We start from the raw sequence: 16,471 nt of genomic DNA, 5'->3' as shown, positions 1-16,471 counted from the left end.
CTGTAGATTTAAGAGCAATATCCATCTCGCGAATGGGGCAGGGATAAATAAACGACATAGAACATCGTTAGAAGGAATCATGCGAGATTATGTCGAATATGGTCGAGTGTTGCATTAAAGTTGTTGTTCGTTATTTATCTAAAAGAGGTGCAGCAATGTCAGCTAAACCAATAGCGGTAATCATCCTGGGAATGCATCGAAGCGGCACCTCGCTGCTGGCTCAAACGGTTAGATCGCTGGGCGTCCATATGGGTCATGAGCATCAGATGGTACCACCCAGGGAGGACAACCCTGAGGGCTTCTGGGAACACGCCGAGATCGTAGCTGTTCACGATGAGCTGCTGGAGCGCCTATCTTCGTCCTGGGATGCCACAAAGCCGCTGCCCGAGCAGTGGTGGCTGACCGAGGGAGGAATGGCGAGCCGGGCGAGACTGGTCGATATTGTCTCCAGAGACTTCTCCGGACACCCAGTATGGGGATTCAAGGATCCGCGGACGTGTCTGCTGCTCCCGTTGTGGCAGTCCGTGTTTGAAGAACTAAACATGGAACCCCGATATATTCTCAGTCTGCGCAATCCTTTAAATGTAGCCGCTTCACTGTATAAAAGAGATCATTTTCTACATGACAAGTCTTTCGCAATATGGAATTTATATGTCCTCTCCAGCTTGTATTACACGAGCCATAAGCGGCGAATCGTAATTGACTACGACCGATTGCTGGAACAGCCTGTCGAGACGGGTCAGAGAATCAGCGACTTTCTAAACATTCCGTACGGCGCTGCGGAGCGGGCGAGAGTCGGCGGTTTGCCGAAGCCTGGCCTGCGGCATTCCAGTTTCTCGATGCAGGATGTGTGGGAGGACCGCTTAGTCCCCGCCATGGTACGACAAACCTATCAAATCGGATTGAGCGGCGAGAGAGACTCTGATGCGCTGTGTACAGACGAGCTGCGCGAGAATGTCCAAAACGCCTATGACCAGATGGTCCAAATCGATCGGCTCTTGAACCACGAAAAATCTTACCGAATTCGGATTTATTGGGCGGGAGCGGACGGGCGGTTCACAGAGGATAAATCGACATATATAACTGTGAGCGCGAAAGGACAGAAAAGTCTTCAAACGGTCGAAATTCGCGAATCGCTCGGATCGGTTTTGCGAATCGATTTTTTTACCGAGCCCGCGTATTTCAAATTGTCCAAACTTAGTCTTGTTTATGAAGGAGAAGAAGCCAATCTTCTTCGCGGCTATGCCAAAGAGTACGTACAGTTCCTGGCCTTCACAGGGGTGGGTGAAGAAGCGGATTGCGTATCCGGTATAAGCACGGGCAATACGTCGCAGCTTTTGATTCGAGATTTGCCCCCGCATGGAGAGACTGCAACCTTGCGCCTGGAGCTAAGCTGCTCGTTCGAAATAGGAGAAGATGTGGTTCAGGCGCTTCAGCTTCAACATTCTGCCGAAGTTGCCTTGTCCGCTGCGCTTCACGATGCCGGCCTGCGAATCGAACGACTGCTGACAGCGAATGCCGAGAAGGAGAAAGCGCTTAAACTGGCCGCCAAACAGATCGGAGAGCAGATCGATACGCTCGAGCTTCTATGCGAGGACAGCAGGAGACGCGAGGCGAAGCTTGCCGCTATAAGCCGCGATTTGCAAGAACAACGAGCCGAAGCGAGCCGGTTAAACGCCGAGATAGAAAGAAGAGAGCAGCAGGCGAAGGAAGAGCGTGTCCTGCTGATTCGGCAAAAGGATTTGGAAATCGAAAACTACCGGCAGGAGGTAGCTTCATATTCGGGATCGTTGTCTTGGAAGATAACCCTGCCGCTTCGGATGGGGAGAGAGATCGAGCGTAGCGCCAAGCGTCGGTTCAAAGGATGGGCCAAGGGCTTGCTGCAGCGATACGCGATTCGAAGGAACCAGCACTCGCTGCACGCCGGCTTGACCGGCAGACTTCCTTATAAGCAGTATGCGTTGATCTTCTCCCATACGAACTACTTGGAATCCATGGGCGGTACCGAGAAGTATATTTATGAGCAAGCTTCGTACTTGTCTCAGAACAACGTGGGTATCATTCAGATCTATCCGGGCCAGAGCTATTCCTTGTTGAACACAAAGGAAGACACTTTTTACGGAGTGGTCGTGAGCGATCAATTTAGAGGCTTTTATTCGGTGCAAGAGATTACGGAGTGGCTCTCCCGAATTCATAGGCATCTTGCTGAAATTTATACCCATCATCTGTTGAACTGGCAAATAAGCGATTATACGGCACTGTTGCGGAACGTGGAAGAGGCGGGCGTCCTTCCCCATACGTTTTTCATGCACGACTTTTTCGCGTTATGTTCCAGCTATCACATGATGTATCAGCCCAAAATCCGCCAGAGCATCAAAGAAGCCAAAGAAAGACGTACCTGCATTGCCGATATCATCACCACTGCGGGAACCGATGCGGCCATCTGTCAGAACTGTACGCACGGCATAGCGCTCGCGGAGTGGCGGGAAGCCCTGCGGCCTGTGCTTCATCAGTCCGATCGAATCGTAGTTCCTTCTGATTTTGTCAAAGAGACGGTCGCTGCCGTCTATCCGGATATGACGGATAAAATACGGGTCAGGGGACATCTGATCTTCGACAGACAAACGATCATCTACAAGTCCCCGCCTGAGAATCGTAAAATCAGGATCGCTTTCCTCGGTTATAAAATGGAAAACAAAGGATGGTCGGTGTGGGAACGTTTGTATAAAGATGAAGCCCTCGGCCGCCTGTATGAATTCCATCATATAGGCTCGCAAGAAAAGTATGCCGATCAGGTCTCGGTACATCGCTATTCCTTCCTCCTGGAAGGAAGGATGGGGGCGCCCAATCTGCTGATCGCGCAAGACATCGACCTGGTATTGCTATGGTCGATTGTTCCGGAGAGCTACTCTTACACGCTCCAGGAATCGATCGCGGCAGGCGTGCCCGTCCTCACCTCGCCGCAAAGCGGCAATATTGCCGTGACCATCGATGCGCATCCGGAGCTGGGCAAGGTATTGAGCGGCGAGGATGAACTTAAAGCATTTTTGTTCGATCCCGAGCATGTACGAAACTATGTGTCGGGGGATCGGGCGCGTTACGTGCTGGAATACAACCATTTGCCTTCCGGCAAAAGAGAGGCTCGTTCATGATCGTTACCACATCCATATGCGCGAATGGGATCAGGCAAAGAAAAACGCTGCTGAAACGGCTCATTAACCGATAAGTCGTGAGGCCGGCGGAATTTTATGTTGGGAGAAATACGATATGGCAAGATCAAGATGGATCTATACGGATGTTCTCCGAATCGCGGCGATGATCGGAGTGGTGCTCATACACATAACCGCTCCGATCATTGGAATCAGGAGCGACATCGGCGATATCCACTATTGGTGGACGGCCCACATCATTAACGCCGCCTTCCGATGGAGCGTTCCCGTATTCGTCATGATTAGCGGGGCGCTTCTGCTAGCTCATGGCCGGAACGAATCGGCTATGTCTTTTTATCGAAAAAGGCTCGGCAAACTTCTGCCGCTGTTTCTCCTATGGAGCATGATTTATTATTTGTGGGACCTTCGCAAGGAAATGCATTCTTTCAATTGGGACCAGTTAGCCACAGGTTTGGTCAAGGGGACGCTTCACTACCATCTCTGGTACGTATACATGATCATTCTTCTTTATTTGATTACACCTCTTCTTCGGGTGCTGGTTAGACGCGTCCCGCCGCGTGCCGTATTCTATATCGGAGGGGCGGGACTGGCTTTCTCCAATTTAGCGACGCTGGCAGGATGGAAAAGCTGGAGTTTCGTGATCGATGCTTCCAGCTTGCCAGGCTATATCGGTTATTTTCTGCTCGGTTACGTATTGTCGAGGGTAGAGTTGGACAAGGGGAAGAGACGACTCCTCTACGGATTCGGTCTTTTGTCGTTTATGGCCATCGCGGGCGGAAGCCATTGGATTTTAAGCACGTACCCCTCTGCGAATATGTATTTTTACAAATATACGTCTGTTCCCGTCCTCTTTACAGCTGCTGCGGTCTTCGTTGGAGTCAAACAGTTCGGATTCCGTAAGGCAACTACGGGCGGCCCACGGCTCCTTTCTTTTATGAGCTCATCCGTATTCCATATTTACTTGAGTCATGTGCTGATTATGGAGTGGCTTTACGAGCGTCGGCCGTGGGACATTATTCATGGAAATCCTCTGGGTTATGTGCCGATCGTCGCCGTCGTCATCATGTCATTGTCTCTCTTGATCAATCTCGCTTGGCTCGGGAGCCTCTATGCGTTGAAGGAAATCTTTAAGCTAGCCGTCCGTATCTTCGAAGAGAGAAATTCGATTCATCCGCTGAAGGACATCTACCAATATCGGGAGATGCTTCGGAACATGATATTGAAAGATTTGCGGACGCGCTACAAGGGCTCGGCGCTTGGGTTCTTGTGGACGTTCATGAATCCGCTTCTGATGCTGGGCGTATACGCTGCGGTGTTCTCCTTCATCATGAAGGCGGATATTCCCCATTTTCCATTATTCATTCTGGTGGCACTGCTGCCATGGAATTTTTTCTCACAGTCGATTTCCGGCGGCGCCAGAAGCCTGGTTAATCATGCGGAGCTTATGAAGAAAGTTTATTTTCCGAGAGAAGTGATCCCGCTATCGGTCATCGGAAGCAATCTGGTCAACTACTTGCTTACGCTAATTATTTTAATCCCGGCTCTCTGGCTTAGCGGAATTCCACTCACAGCGACCCTTTCGGCTTTTCCGATCATATTACTAGCGCAGACGCTGCTTATCTTGCCCATCGTGATGTTGTCTGCTCTGGGTACGGTTTATCTTCGAGATATGGAGCATATCGTTAACGTCCTGATGGTCGTATGGTTTTATTTGACCCCGGTTTTATTTCCTTTATCACTGATCCCGGGCTCCTTCCGATGGGTATTCGATTACAATCCGATGACCCCGATCATTGACGCTTACCGGGACATATTTTTATACGGCCAGTGGCCGGACTTCGGCATTCTTCTCCCGATGCTGTTCGTTCTTACAGTCGTCAACATGGGGATACTCGCCGTATTTTCGCTATTGCAGAAGCATGTGGTCGAGGAAGTATGAATGGCTTAGAAACGGGAGTGAGCACATGAAAAACGCAATCGAGCTGCATGGGGTATCTAAAAAATTCAACAAGCTTAGCGGGCAGCGAAATACGATCAAGGACATCGTGACGACGCCCACGCCTGCGGCATCGAAGGAAAAATGGGTCCTGCGCGATATCGAGCTGGAGATACCGAAGGGGACAAGCCTGGCGTTGATCGGCAAAAACGGTTCCGGCAAAAGCACGCTTCTGAAGCTGATCAGCCGCATCCTGCATCCTACCTCCGGCAGAGTCAAGGTCGAGGGAAAAGTAGCGACGCTGCTGGAGCTTGGGGCCGGGTTCCATGCCGACTTCACCGGCAGAGAAAATATTTACTTCAACGGTTCCGTTCTCGGGTTTACACGCAAGGAGATTCAGGAGAAGATGGACAGCATCATCGCGTTCTCCGAGCTCGGAGAAGACATCGACAGACTGGTGCGTAGCTATTCGACCGGCATGTATATGAGGCTGGGCTTCTCTGTAGCTATCCACATGACACCGGACATTTTGCTAATCGATGAGGTGCTGGCCGTCGGAGACCATGAATTTCAGAAAAAGTGCATCAACGCGATCTTACGGTTGAAAAGCGCGGGCACCACGATTGTATTCGTCAGTCACGCGGGCGAACAGGCAAAAATCATTTGCGATCTGGCGATCTGGCTCGAGGATGGCCGGATCAAGCTCAGCGGGCCGACGCGCGACGTGGTCATGGCCTATGAGCAGAGCGCGGCTGCCCATGATTATCTGGCGGAATATTATTACCGGATGGGCTGCAGGAGCCAGCAGCAGAAGGACTTTGAAAAGGCCTTGCAGTTTTTTGATCAATCGCTCGACAAGGGCTACAATGAATTTTCCGTTAAAATTTTACGTTCGTCCGTGTATCTGGAATTAGGCATGCAAGAAGAGGCGAGCGAGGATGCCGTTCGGTGTTTGGAGACCGCGCCGCAGGGCACGGATATGGAAAGCGTTGTCCAGCACGTTCATTTCATCAACAGCAAACGCCACGTGGAATGGGTACGATCCGCCCGGACAAAGCTGTTCCATAACACAACGACAGAGCCTGCTTTTCTGATTATCGGGACGCAGAAGGGAGGCACGACCTCCCTGTATCACGACCTCACGCAGAATCCGAACATCAAATCCGCCGCGGTGAAGGAGGTTCATTTTTTCGATGAGCAGTATCACTTCGGTTATGACTGGTATAAGAAAAATTTCCCGCCCGATCTGCCGGAAGGCAGTATAACGGGAGAGGCCAGTCCCTACTATCTGTTCCATCCCCAGACGCCCGGCAGGGTGCGCGAATGGCTGCCTGACGTTAAACTGATTGCACTCTTGCGCAATCCGATCCACCGAGCCTATTCGCATTATCAGATGATGGTCAGACGAGGTTTGGAACCGATGTCATTTCCGGAAGCACTGCAGGCCGAGCGCTCCAGGGTGGAAGGGGAGTATGACCGCATGAGCCGGGACCCCCGCTTCACAAGTCAGAACTGCTCGATTTACTCGTATTTGAAGCGCGGGTTATACGCGGAGCAATTGGAGCGATGGTACCGGTATTTCCCCAAGGATCAGATCCTCGTCATGAGCAGTGAGACCTTGTTCCGAAATCCCGCGGAAAGCTATCGGAAAGTGCTGGCCTTTCTAGATATGCCGCTGTGGGAGCCGGGCGGGTATGCTTCGTTAAATGAAGGCGAAAACGACCGGCTAATCCCGAAGGATACGATGGAATGGCTGCGGAACTACTACACGGAACCGAACCGGCGGTTGTTCGAGTTGATCGGAGAAGCTTACGCTTGGGACTGATAAGCGTTCAACGGGAGCATAAAGATTGGAACTGAAGGAGGCATATCATGATAGAAAAAAGTGAATGGAATCGCGTGAACGGCCATAAGGGCAAGGTGCTGTGGTTTTCGGGATTGTCGGGTTCGGGCAAATCGACGCTGGCCGCCGAAACCGAGAGGGAGTTGTTCCGGCGAGGCATCCGGTGCGTGGTGCTCGACGGGGACCAGCTTCGATCGGGCATCAATCGCGACTTGGGGTTTACGGATCAGGACCGCAACGAGAATCTTCGGCGCGCGGCGGAAATCGCCGCGCTCTTTTTAAGCGTCGGATTTGTCGTTCTCGTGCCCATGATCTCCCCTTCGGCGGAAACCAGGAACACGATTCGGCAGCGATTCGGGCCCGAAGACTATACGGAGGTCTATGTAAAATGCTCGCTTGAGACGTGCGAACAGCGCGATCCCAAAGGGCTGTACCGCAAAGCGAGGTCCGGTCTCATCAAGCAGTTTACCGGAATCGACTCGCTGTATGAGCCTCCTCTGGAAGCGGAGCTGACGGTGGATACAGAACACGAGCCCACAGAGCATTGCGTCCAACTTCTCGTGGATAGTATTCTCTGTGACTGCCAGTTGTAATGACGATGAGTTTCCGATCACAGGAATTTTATGAAAACGAGGCTGAACGAATGCGCTTCAGATGGATTTATCTTATATACTTATGAGCGCTTTGGCGCTTAGGCTCACCTATATTCTCAGCAACTCGTTTCCCCCTCCGGCGCGATGCCATGTTCTACAGCAAGATGGCGAAGCAATTTTTGGAGACCGGAATACTTGGCTATAATCAAACGGAGCCTAATGCTTATGTCACGCCCTGACTTCCGCTGCCTCTTTCCGCCGTGTATGGGGTGTTTGGTACCGATCCGCTGGGGTTTCAACTCACGCAAGTCGCATTCAGCGTGCCACGAACTGCCGGTTTTTGTTCACTTTATGATCAGTTTGATGCTGGCAATAGACACCCGATTATTGTTGCTCGGAAAATCTCTTTTAGTTGGATACAGAAGTATATGGTGGTTGAAATAAAATAGGACTTGTTTTCAAGGAGGTAAAACATGGACTCTATTTCACCGATTGAAGCGGCGTTACAGGTGAAACGGTGGCCTAAAGAGACTCTAGCGGCGGGTCGTCGTCATACCGTTGGTCTTAAATCGGACGGAACGGTGACGGCTGTAGGAGATAATAAATGTGGTCAATGCGATGTAAGCGGCTGGCGCGATATGGTGGCGGTGGCGGCTGGCAATGTTCACATGGCGACGAACACGGGTAATGCTCATACAATCGGCCTTTCATCTGACGGAACGGTGGCGGCTGTCGGTTGGAATAAGCATAACCAATGCGATGTGAACGACTGGCGCGATATTGTAGCGGTTGCTGCGGGTTGGCGCCGTACCGTCGCGCTTAAATCGGATGGTACGGTGGTGGCTGCGGGCCGAAATAATGAAGGCCAATGCCATGTAAGCGGCTGGCGTGATATAGCCGCGGTAGCGGCGGGCGACTGGCATACCGCCGGGCTTAAATCGGACGGAACGGTGACGATTGTGGGGAATAACCGGTATGGCCAGTGTGATGTGAACGACTGGCGCGATATGGTAGCGGTTGCGGCGGGGTACCTTCATACCGTCGGACTTAAATCGGACGGAACGGTGGCGGCTGTCGGTTTGAATAAGCATAGCCAATGTGATGTAAGCGGCTGGCGCGGTATTGTGGCGGTAGCCGCGGGCAGTTATCATACCATCGGCCTTAAAGCGGACGGTACTGTAGTGGCTGCGGGCCGGAATGAGCATGGCCAATGTGATGTAAGCGGCTGGCGCGATATGGTGGCGGTAGCGGCGGGCTGCGCTCATACTGTCGGCCTTAAATCGGACGGAACGATGGTTGCTGTGGGTGATAATGAATATGGTCAATGCGATGTAAGCGGTTGGCGCGGCATCCGACTGCCCATAGATTAGATTTTCAATATAGTAAGTCGCATCCTTGCGGCTTTTTTTGTTTTGGGGTGTTTTTCTATAAGAATATTGTTTTTAAAGGGGAAATTTGTCAATAACCTATGTTAAAATTAGTGAAAACGGGGGTGTCGTAATGAGTAAAGAGAAAGAAACTCCTGAAAGAAGAAGAGAAAGACTAAGACACGAAGAATTAAAAAGAAATCCGACCGGAAATATGAGCGATGCGTTCAATAGGGCTGAAAATGGAAACCTTACTGATTTAACAGGTAGTTTAGGTTGGAAAAGCACTGGAATCCTTATTCTTGTAATCATAATAGGTATTGTGGTTGCATCAATAGTCTTAAAGTAAGATTAGTCGCTCCAAAGAAAAAACAAGACCTTCATATTAAATGGGTGGTCTTGTTTTTCTATGAATAGTGATGCTATGGTACCGCAACCCTTACTAATTCGGCACTTCCGTGTCTCGCAAAAGTACCTTTGGAACAAGTCGAATATACAGTAATTCCCCAATAAGTTCTACAATTGTTTGCGTTACGATTACTGCAGACGCTACCCCGTTTAGAGGTTCAGGCAGCGCCAGGGCAAAGGGGAGAACGACAAGAGAATTACGAGTTCCCGCACTAAAGATAAGAGCCCGCCCCGCCCCTGTATCTAAACGGAATATACGAGAAACTATGCGGGCAATAATGGGTATGATGGCCATATATGCGGCATAGACGGGAATCACCTGGATAATAGAATCAAAAGAGGTATACAGTTTAGAGATCTGGGATGCAACGACAACAAACAGGGTTAGTGCCATAAAAGGTACGGGAAGCCATGCTGTCGCGTCAAGAAAACGTTCTCCCAGCGGTTGTCGTCTTGACCACCATTGAGTAAGCAGAGCAAGAACCAGCGGAACCACAATAAGACCTAAAAATGCTTCGAGAAACGGCCCGACGCTCACTATTTCTGCCGCTGTCTTGCCCATAAAAAGCCATAGATAAACCGGTAATAAAAGCATTTGAGTCACGAAGAGTATAGGGGTTGAGACCAAAATAAGCTTCTCGTTGCCGCGTCCAAGATGTGTAAAGACAATAACGTAGTCAATGCAGGGAGTAAGCAAAACAAGAAGTACACCTAACAGGATTGCCGGATCGTTAGGAAGAAACCGGGTTAATCCCCAAACTAGGACAGGCACGACTAGGTAATTTGTAATCAATAGCGCATAGATGAACTTTCGATTCGCTAGCGCCTCTTTTAAACGAAAGAACGGGATTTGGGCAAACATTCCATACATTAAGATGGCAAGTACAAACGAAATCATACGATCTAAGTTTTCGCTGGAATCCGGCCACAACAAACCAAATCCAGCGGCGATGATTAGTACGAAAGCATAAAGCCATACTTGATTTTTTTCTAATTGTTCTCTTGAAATCATTTCTTGCACGGTCCTTTCTAACAAGAGTTACTCTAGAACGAATCGGTATCGAGTCAACCGTCGCTCTAGCACTCATATTAGCATAATTAATCTCATTAACTATTAATGTCCCTAAATTAGAAAATCGATTAAAAACATTTTCCGTAAAAGGATGTGCTTATTATGAAAGATGACATCCTCTCATCTCTGCTGGAAACAGCTGAGTTGAAAATTTTGACGTTCGATATCCATCACCGTACGGAGATGAACTATAGAAAGAACATCATTAAAGAATTTTATATGATGACTTATATAAGAAAAGGATCAGCTAAACTTAGAGTTCAGAACCAAATCTATGACATTGATCCGGGAACCGTCATCTTTATTCCTCCTGATTTGGAATATGATCAATATAAAGATAATGATGAGGAGACTGAGTTTCTATGGTGGAATTTCACTTTTAAGATTCAGAATGTGGTTGATGTTCTGCCGCTTCTACAAATCCCCTACATTTATCCGCTGAAAAACCACAAAAAATTCGAAGCTGTATTTGACGAATTTATGCTCTCCAGGACACAAGGGGGCTACATATCCAACATCATTTTGCAAAAAGCTAAATCGCTGGAATTACTGTATTTACTAGTAGACAATGCTTTTGAAAAAGTTCACGTCGCCGAGATGAGGCAGCAGTCTCACAGCTTTTTATCCGTTTTACTGAAGATCGTATCCCAGCCGGAGGCTTCCTTTTCGTTATCGGATCTCGCCAAGGAATTACATATGAATCCAACCTATGTCAGTAACCGTTTCAAAGAAATGTTCGGCAAATCGCCCATCCTGCTGCATCGGGAGATCAAAATTGAAAAAGCCAAATCGCTTTTGAAAATACAGGAAATGAACATGACGGAAATTAGCACCAGCCTTGGTTTTAACGATGTCCAAACCTTTACCCGTCTTTTCAAGAAGTACACGGGTATTTCCCCAAGTCAATACAAGGGTTTGTTTGATAAAAACCTCTAATATTCATCCGACATTTTGACCTGTATAAGTGTTAAATTTCTGCAAAACCATGCTCTTCTTTTCCTAATCCGATCCATCTAAGCTAATCACAAGGGTAAATCATCCCTTCGGAGGAGGAATGAAGATGGAAACATTAAGCATCGTTTTCGCTGAAAAACAAAAGGTAGAGATTCGCAAGGAATCATTCGATTCCAAACTCGGAAAGACAGAAATTTTATGCGCGGCTATCACTTCACTCATTAGTACAGGTACGGAGCTTCAATGTCTTAGAGGCGTGTTCGACAAGGATACAAACTGGGCTAGCTGGGTTAAGTATCCGTTTTACCCCGGTTATTCCATGGTCGCTGAAGTACTTGAAGTCGGTGAGGATGTCCGGGCCATTCACAAAGGTGATCGCGTATTTGTCGATGGACCGCATACCCAATATTTTAAGACAGAAGCTACCCATGTAACTGTGCTTCCGGATGAGGTCAGCTCTGAGGAAGGCGTATGGATCAGTCTTGCCAAAACAACGCAGCTTGGGGTAAGGAGAGCGGAGTTATTTCTCGGAGAAACGGTCGGTGTGATCGGACTTGGACTCCTTGGACAATTGGTTACCCAATACCTCTATCTGTCTGGCGCCAAAGAGATATACGCCATTGATCCGGCGGAGAGCCGAATCCGACTCCTTCCTGAAAAGGCGGGTATCCACCGGATGGCTATGGATGGGGCGAAAGCTAAGGCGGAAATTTCAAAGAAGACTAAGGGGAAAATGCTTGACGTTGTCTTCGATATTACGGGTCATCCGGCAGTATTAGCTGAGGCCACACAACTCGTCAACAAGTTCGGACGCGTGATTTTACTCGGAGATACCGCTACTCCTACTGCACAGGGAATCGGAAGCAATGTGGTATCCAACTCCGTTGCCATTCTGGGTATCCATGGAACGATGAATTACAAAGGTTGGGATCATCCCGATATGGCGGCTCTGTATTTGAGTTATATTACGCAAGGAAGAATGAATGTAGCCCCGTTGATTACCCATCGTTATTCCCCGCTAGAGGCCGCTCAGGTCTATGATTCACTGGTGCAGAACCGCAGCTCAGCCATGGGGGTTCTTTTTGATTGGACGAATTTAAAAGATCAGAGCTAAATAAGGAATCGAATTCATAAAAGAATGGGCAAAGGACATTTTGGCTCATTCTTTTTTATTTCAATAAAAATCTAAAGTTTGCTAAGTATGTATGGCTGTATAATAGACACAAGGAAATTCATGGCATAAAGTAAACTAGGAGTTAGTGCCTACATAAATTTTTTAGATGAGAACGAATAGGAGAGGTATATTTCTTGGCAAATCATTCATCCAAATACCAAATAAAGAAGAGCAATATGCTAGTAATGCTAGGATTGTTATTGATTATTTTATCCGGTTCGCGCATTTTGTGGATGGAAATGTTTCATGATCAAAAACATGAGCCGATTAAAAACGGGCAATTCGATTTGCGCAATTGGAATGCAGAGGACGGGGAAATTGTTTTACTTGATGGAGAATGGGAGTTTTATCCCTCACAACGGCTGATGGATGGCAGGCAGCTACAAGGATTTGGCGAGAGTAAGCCAAGGCTTATTGGGGTTCCGGGAAGATGGAATGAAGCTTTGCATGCCGGGAAGTCAACTCCATACGGATTCGGTTCTTATCGCTTGCGAGTTTATGTAAATCCGGAAAAGGACCTGAATTATAGTATTCGTGTGCCCAGCGTACGCACTGCATCAGAATTATATGTAAACGGTCGATTACTTACTAAATCCGGACAGGTTGCGACGATAAAGGATGAATATATTTCGAAGGACCTACCTTATTCTACAACCTTTACAGCAGATGACAATGGTGTAATCGAACTCGTCATTCAGGCGGCAAATTATGTGGATAGTCGAAGCGGGGGCATTGTCCGATCCATTAAATTCGGTTCAGAAGAAGCCATTGCCAAAGAGATGAAATTTTCCATTTTTATGCAGTTTTTGGCAGCGATTATATTTATTATGCATGCTGTCTATGCACTTATTTTGTATTTACTAGGAAATAAGGAAAAGAAGCTGCTTTATTTCAGTTTGCTTGCATTATGTGTAACGATCACGAGTGTCTTTAGTACGGATGAGAAGTTGTTCCATCAATTATTTTACATTGGAAGTAATTGGGATTTTAGGCTGACTAATTTTGCTTTGGTTATTGCAGCCTATGCTTTGCTCCAGTGTACGAATCATCGCGAGCTTCCATATTGGCGTAGGATGTACCCTGTCTATAAAATAATGAGTCTAGGGACTGCCAGCATCACGTTGTTTTTAAATCCAACTCAAGTGATCATGCTCTTCCCTATTTATTATGTATTAGGCGGTACTGCTGCAGTTATAACGCTGATTACGATGTTTAAAAAAGTAATTAAAGATTTAAAGAGCAATCTTTTACTGCTTTTCTCTTTTCTTGCGTTGATGAACCATTCTCTTTGGTCGTTAATCTTGCTGGATAGCGGTTTAAGTCTTGTCTACTATCCGTTCGATATGATTATTGCGATGGCTTGTTTAGCCTCTGTATGGTTTAAAGATTATTTAATCATGCATGCGAACACGAAAGAGCTTGCGACAACCTTGCAAAGGATGAATGACCATAAAGATCAATTCCTAGCAAATACTTCTCATGAATTTAAAAATCCGCTTCATAGTATTCTTAATATGTCACAATCCGTTTTAAAACGGGAGCGGCATTTGTTGCAGGAAAGGAGTATCAAAGAGCTTGAAACGGTTTTATCTGTAGGACGTCGAATGACATTGATATTAAACGATTTGATTGATGTGATGAGTTTACGGGAAGGCAATCCGCGTATACAGCAAAGAGTCCTGTTTATTCAGCCAATTGTAACCGGCGTGCTTGATATGCTGCAATTAAATGCAGAAGTGAAGTCTCTGCAAATTGTAAATCATATTCCTGAAGATTTTCCTCCCGTACATGCGGATGAGAACCGGGTGACTCAAATTATTTTCAATTTACTTCATAACGCAGTGAAATATACAAACGATGGGGTCATTTCGATTCGAGCTTATGTGGAAGAGGGACAAGCCTGTATCGTTATTGCGGATACCGGTATCGGGATGGATGAGAACATGCTTAAGCGCCTATTCCGTCCGTATGAACAAGCCAGCACGCGTGAGACCATGATTGAAGGCGGCTTCGGGTTAGGTTTGAGTATAAGCAAGCAGCTGGTCGAGCTTCAGGGAGGTACGTTAGCCGTGTCCTCTGTTGCAGGAGAAGGCTCTGAATTTAAATTTTCATTAAAGCTGGCAGACTTGGTGGCGGAGGAAGAGAACGATAGGACGAGCGCACTTGAGCCATTGCCATTACGATCCGTGCCGATTCAAGAAAATGTCTGGGAAAACGGGGAAAAGGCGGATATCCCGCCGGTCGTGAAACCAACCATTTTATTAGACGTGCATCGCGATCGTCCGCACTTATTAATTGTTGATGATGATCCTATCAACCTTCAAGTGCTTGAAACCATTCTACCGCCGGAAGACTATGAGGTGACGATGGTAACGAGCGGTAAAGAAGCGTTAGCAGTACTGGGTACCAAGGAATGGGATCTGATCATTTCTGATATTATGATGCCGCAGATGTCCGGTTATGAGCTGACACGGATCATTCGTGAGCGATATACACTCGCTGAGCTTCCTATTCTGCTCCTCACCGCAAGAAGTCAACCGCAAGATATTCAGAGCGGATTTTTGGCGGGGGCAAACGACTATGTGACGAAGCCGGTGGAGGCCATAGAAATAAAGTCACGGATCGAGGCTCTAACCACGATTAAGCAAGTCATTCGTGAACAATTGCAATTAGAAGCTGCATGGCTCCAAGCGCAAATTCAGCCTCATTTTTTATTTAATGCCTTAAATTCCGTCATAGCTTTAAAAGAAATTAATTTAGATAAGATGGGTAATTTGCTCCATGAGCTCAGTAATTTTTTGAGAAATAAATTTAAATTCGAAAATCCGAATGGACTTGTTCCGATTGAAGAGGAGCTAAGTCTAGTGCGCTCTTACTTATATATCGAAAAGATCCGTTTCGAAGAAAAGCTGCAGATCAATTGGGAGATAGATGACTATGCGGAATTAGAAATCCCGTTTCTTACGATCCAGCCTCTCGTTGAAAATGCGATAAGACATGGAGTTATGAATCGCCCCCGCGGAGGGAAGATTGTTATCCGGGTTTCTGTCTATGATACGCATGCAGAGATAACCATTGAAGACGATGGAATTGGAATGGACAAAGATCAATTACAAAGAATACTGGAAAGAAGAGCGGACAGTAGTTCGGGAGTCGGATTGATTAATACGGATCAGCGATTAAAAAGGCACTTTGGAACAGGGCTCGATATACAAAGTACGATAGATAATGGGACAAAGGTAACTTTTCGTGTGCGTAACAGGTCGAATAGCGCGGATACGATAAACCCGTTAAGCTGAAGGGTACCACAAATAGGGCGAAATTTATGGCTGTTGGATTGTAAAGGGACTACAATGTTTCAATAGTGCTACTTGTTGATATAAAACGGAGAAAAGTGAGTGCTTGAGGTGCGGGTACCGTTGCGGATGAGAACACGGTGAAGAAGTGGGACGGGAATAGACGAGCCCGCGAAATTTGGAATCAAGATCATACGTCGGCATCAGCCATGCGTTATTCCGTTGTGTGGTACTATCAAGCGATGGCTCGCGATATTGGCAAGGAACGAATGCAAGAATGGGTGAATAGAGCGGATTATGGCAGCAAGGACTTTAGCGGCGGGATCGACCGACTTTGGTTAAATAGCTCTCTGAAGATATCTCCGGTTGAGGAAGTCGATTTCCTCGCGGATCATCATCCAGGAAGAGAATGATGATCCGCGATATACAGGAAAACGGGAGGAAGCGATAAGCCCTCGGTCGGATGGTATGTCGGGTTCATTAAAATGGAGGACCATACTTGTCCATTCTAGGATGGCATGCCCGATATCGTACAAACCGCGCTCACCCTGATGCAATACCGTCGCGAGTAATCGCAAGGGCGCATCATTTTTTTCTAGGTAGGGGCTGGAGATTGAAGAGGCTCAATTAGCTCGGTTATGAGCGGATGCGGGTCTTT

Annotated in this window: 10 protein-coding genes and 1 pseudogene; 10 read left to right on the top strand and 1 reads right to left on the bottom strand. The window is 47.4% G+C overall.

Going from position 1 to position 16,471, the window contains the following annotated elements; all coding sequences use genetic code 11:
* Positions 1 to 155: 155 nt before the first annotated feature.
* The 6 genes from PCH01S_RS02300 (at position 156) to PCH01S_RS02270 (ending at position 9,258) form a co-directional block, all read left to right on the top strand.
* A complete protein-coding gene (locus tag PCH01S_RS02300) occupies positions 156 to 3,152 on the top strand; it encodes a sulfotransferase (protein ID WP_042226474.1) in 2,997 nt (998 codons plus the stop codon).
* Between the two features lie 115 nt (positions 3,153 to 3,267).
* Positions 3,268 to 5,109 (top strand): acyltransferase family protein, encoded by a 1,842-nt coding sequence (locus PCH01S_RS30760; RefSeq protein ID WP_164977139.1) that lies wholly within the window; start codon positions 3,268 to 3,270, stop codon positions 5,107 to 5,109.
* 25 nt (positions 5,110 to 5,134) lie between these two features.
* On the top strand, positions 5,135 to 6,931 hold the full coding sequence (locus PCH01S_RS29570; protein ID WP_084706502.1) for an ATP-binding cassette domain-containing protein: 1,797 nt from the start codon (positions 5,135 to 5,137) through the stop codon (positions 6,929 to 6,931).
* Positions 6,932 to 6,978: 47 nt separating this feature from the next.
* Positions 6,979 to 7,542: an adenylyl-sulfate kinase gene (gene cysC, locus PCH01S_RS02280; RefSeq protein WP_042226472.1), complete on the top strand. Its 564-nt coding sequence runs from the start codon at positions 6,979 to 6,981 to the stop codon at positions 7,540 to 7,542.
* Positions 7,543 to 8,015: 473 nt separating this feature from the next.
* Positions 8,016 to 8,912, top strand: coding sequence for an RCC1 domain-containing protein (locus PCH01S_RS02275; protein WP_042226470.1), 897 nt, complete (start codon positions 8,016 to 8,018; stop codon positions 8,910 to 8,912).
* Between the two features lie 130 nt (positions 8,913 to 9,042).
* Positions 9,043 to 9,258 carry a DUF6366 family protein gene (locus PCH01S_RS02270; protein WP_042226468.1) on the top strand — a complete coding sequence of 72 codons (216 nt, stop codon included), beginning with the start codon at positions 9,043 to 9,045 and terminating at the stop codon, positions 9,256 to 9,258.
* 93 nt (positions 9,259 to 9,351) lie between these two features.
* Here the strand turns inward: PCH01S_RS02270 and PCH01S_RS02265 are convergent, their stop codons facing one another.
* Positions 9,352 to 10,329 carry an arsenic resistance protein gene (locus PCH01S_RS02265; RefSeq protein ID WP_042226465.1) on the bottom strand — a complete coding sequence of 326 codons (978 nt, stop codon included), beginning with the start codon at positions 10,327 to 10,329 and terminating at the stop codon, positions 9,352 to 9,354.
* 162 nt (positions 10,330 to 10,491) lie between these two features.
* On the opposite strand from PCH01S_RS02265, the gene PCH01S_RS02260 reads away from it, so the two are divergent.
* The 4 genes and pseudogenes from PCH01S_RS02260 to PCH01S_RS02245 form a co-directional block, all read left to right on the top strand.
* A complete protein-coding gene (locus PCH01S_RS02260) occupies positions 10,492 to 11,325 on the top strand; it encodes an AraC family transcriptional regulator (protein ID WP_042226464.1) in 834 nt (277 codons plus the stop codon).
* Between the two features lie 124 nt (positions 11,326 to 11,449).
* Positions 11,450 to 12,457, top strand: coding sequence for a zinc-dependent alcohol dehydrogenase (locus tag PCH01S_RS02255; RefSeq protein WP_053228626.1), 1,008 nt, complete (start codon positions 11,450 to 11,452; stop codon positions 12,455 to 12,457).
* Positions 12,458 to 12,651: 194 nt separating this feature from the next.
* The gene (locus PCH01S_RS02250) at positions 12,652 to 15,816 is read left to right on the top strand and encodes a hybrid sensor histidine kinase/response regulator (RefSeq protein WP_042226462.1); all 3,165 of its coding nucleotides are present in this window, start codon (positions 12,652 to 12,654) and stop codon (positions 15,814 to 15,816) included.
* A 122-nt stretch (positions 15,817 to 15,938) separates the two neighbouring features.
* Positions 15,939 to 16,226 (top strand): annotated as a pseudogene (locus tag PCH01S_RS02245) (penicillin-binding transpeptidase domain-containing protein); the annotation flags it as partial.
* Positions 16,227 to 16,471: the final 245 nt, after the last annotated feature.

Origin of the sequence: Paenibacillus chitinolyticus NBRC 15660, from assembly GCF_000739915.1 — a bacterium.
Lineage (GTDB): Bacteria > Bacillota > Bacilli > Paenibacillales > NBRC-103111 > Paenibacillus_F > Paenibacillus_F chitinolyticus.
The sequence above is the reverse complement of the archived record's forward strand: the minus strand, read 5'-3'. Positions and strand labels throughout refer to the sequence as shown.

What these genes read in the sequence shown, in the direction of transcription:
- PCH01S_RS29570 (WP_084706502.1), top strand. Translation starts at nt 5,135, where the DNA reads ATGAAAAACGCAATCGAGCTGCATGGGGTATCTAAAAAATTCAACAAG.
- PCH01S_RS02300 (WP_042226474.1), top strand. Translation starts at nt 156, where the DNA reads ATGTCAGCTAAACCAATAGCGGTAATCATCCTGGGAATGCATCGAAGC.
- PCH01S_RS02275 (WP_042226470.1), top strand. Translation starts at nt 8,016, where the DNA reads ATGGACTCTATTTCACCGATTGAAGCGGCGTTACAGGTGAAACGGTGG.
- PCH01S_RS02270 (WP_042226468.1), top strand. Translation starts at nt 9,043, where the DNA reads ATGAGTAAAGAGAAAGAAACTCCTGAAAGAAGAAGAGAAAGACTAAGA.
- PCH01S_RS02265 (WP_042226465.1), bottom strand. Translation starts at nt 10,329, where the DNA reads ATGATTTCAAGAGAACAATTAGAAAAAAATCAAGTATGGCTTTATGCT.
- cysC (WP_042226472.1), top strand. Translation starts at nt 6,979, where the DNA reads ATGATAGAAAAAAGTGAATGGAATCGCGTGAACGGCCATAAGGGCAAG.
- PCH01S_RS02255 (WP_053228626.1), top strand. Translation starts at nt 11,450, where the DNA reads ATGGAAACATTAAGCATCGTTTTCGCTGAAAAACAAAAGGTAGAGATT.
- PCH01S_RS30760 (WP_164977139.1), top strand. Translation starts at nt 3,268, where the DNA reads ATGGCAAGATCAAGATGGATCTATACGGATGTTCTCCGAATCGCGGCG.
- PCH01S_RS02260 (WP_042226464.1), top strand. Translation starts at nt 10,492, where the DNA reads ATGAAAGATGACATCCTCTCATCTCTGCTGGAAACAGCTGAGTTGAAA.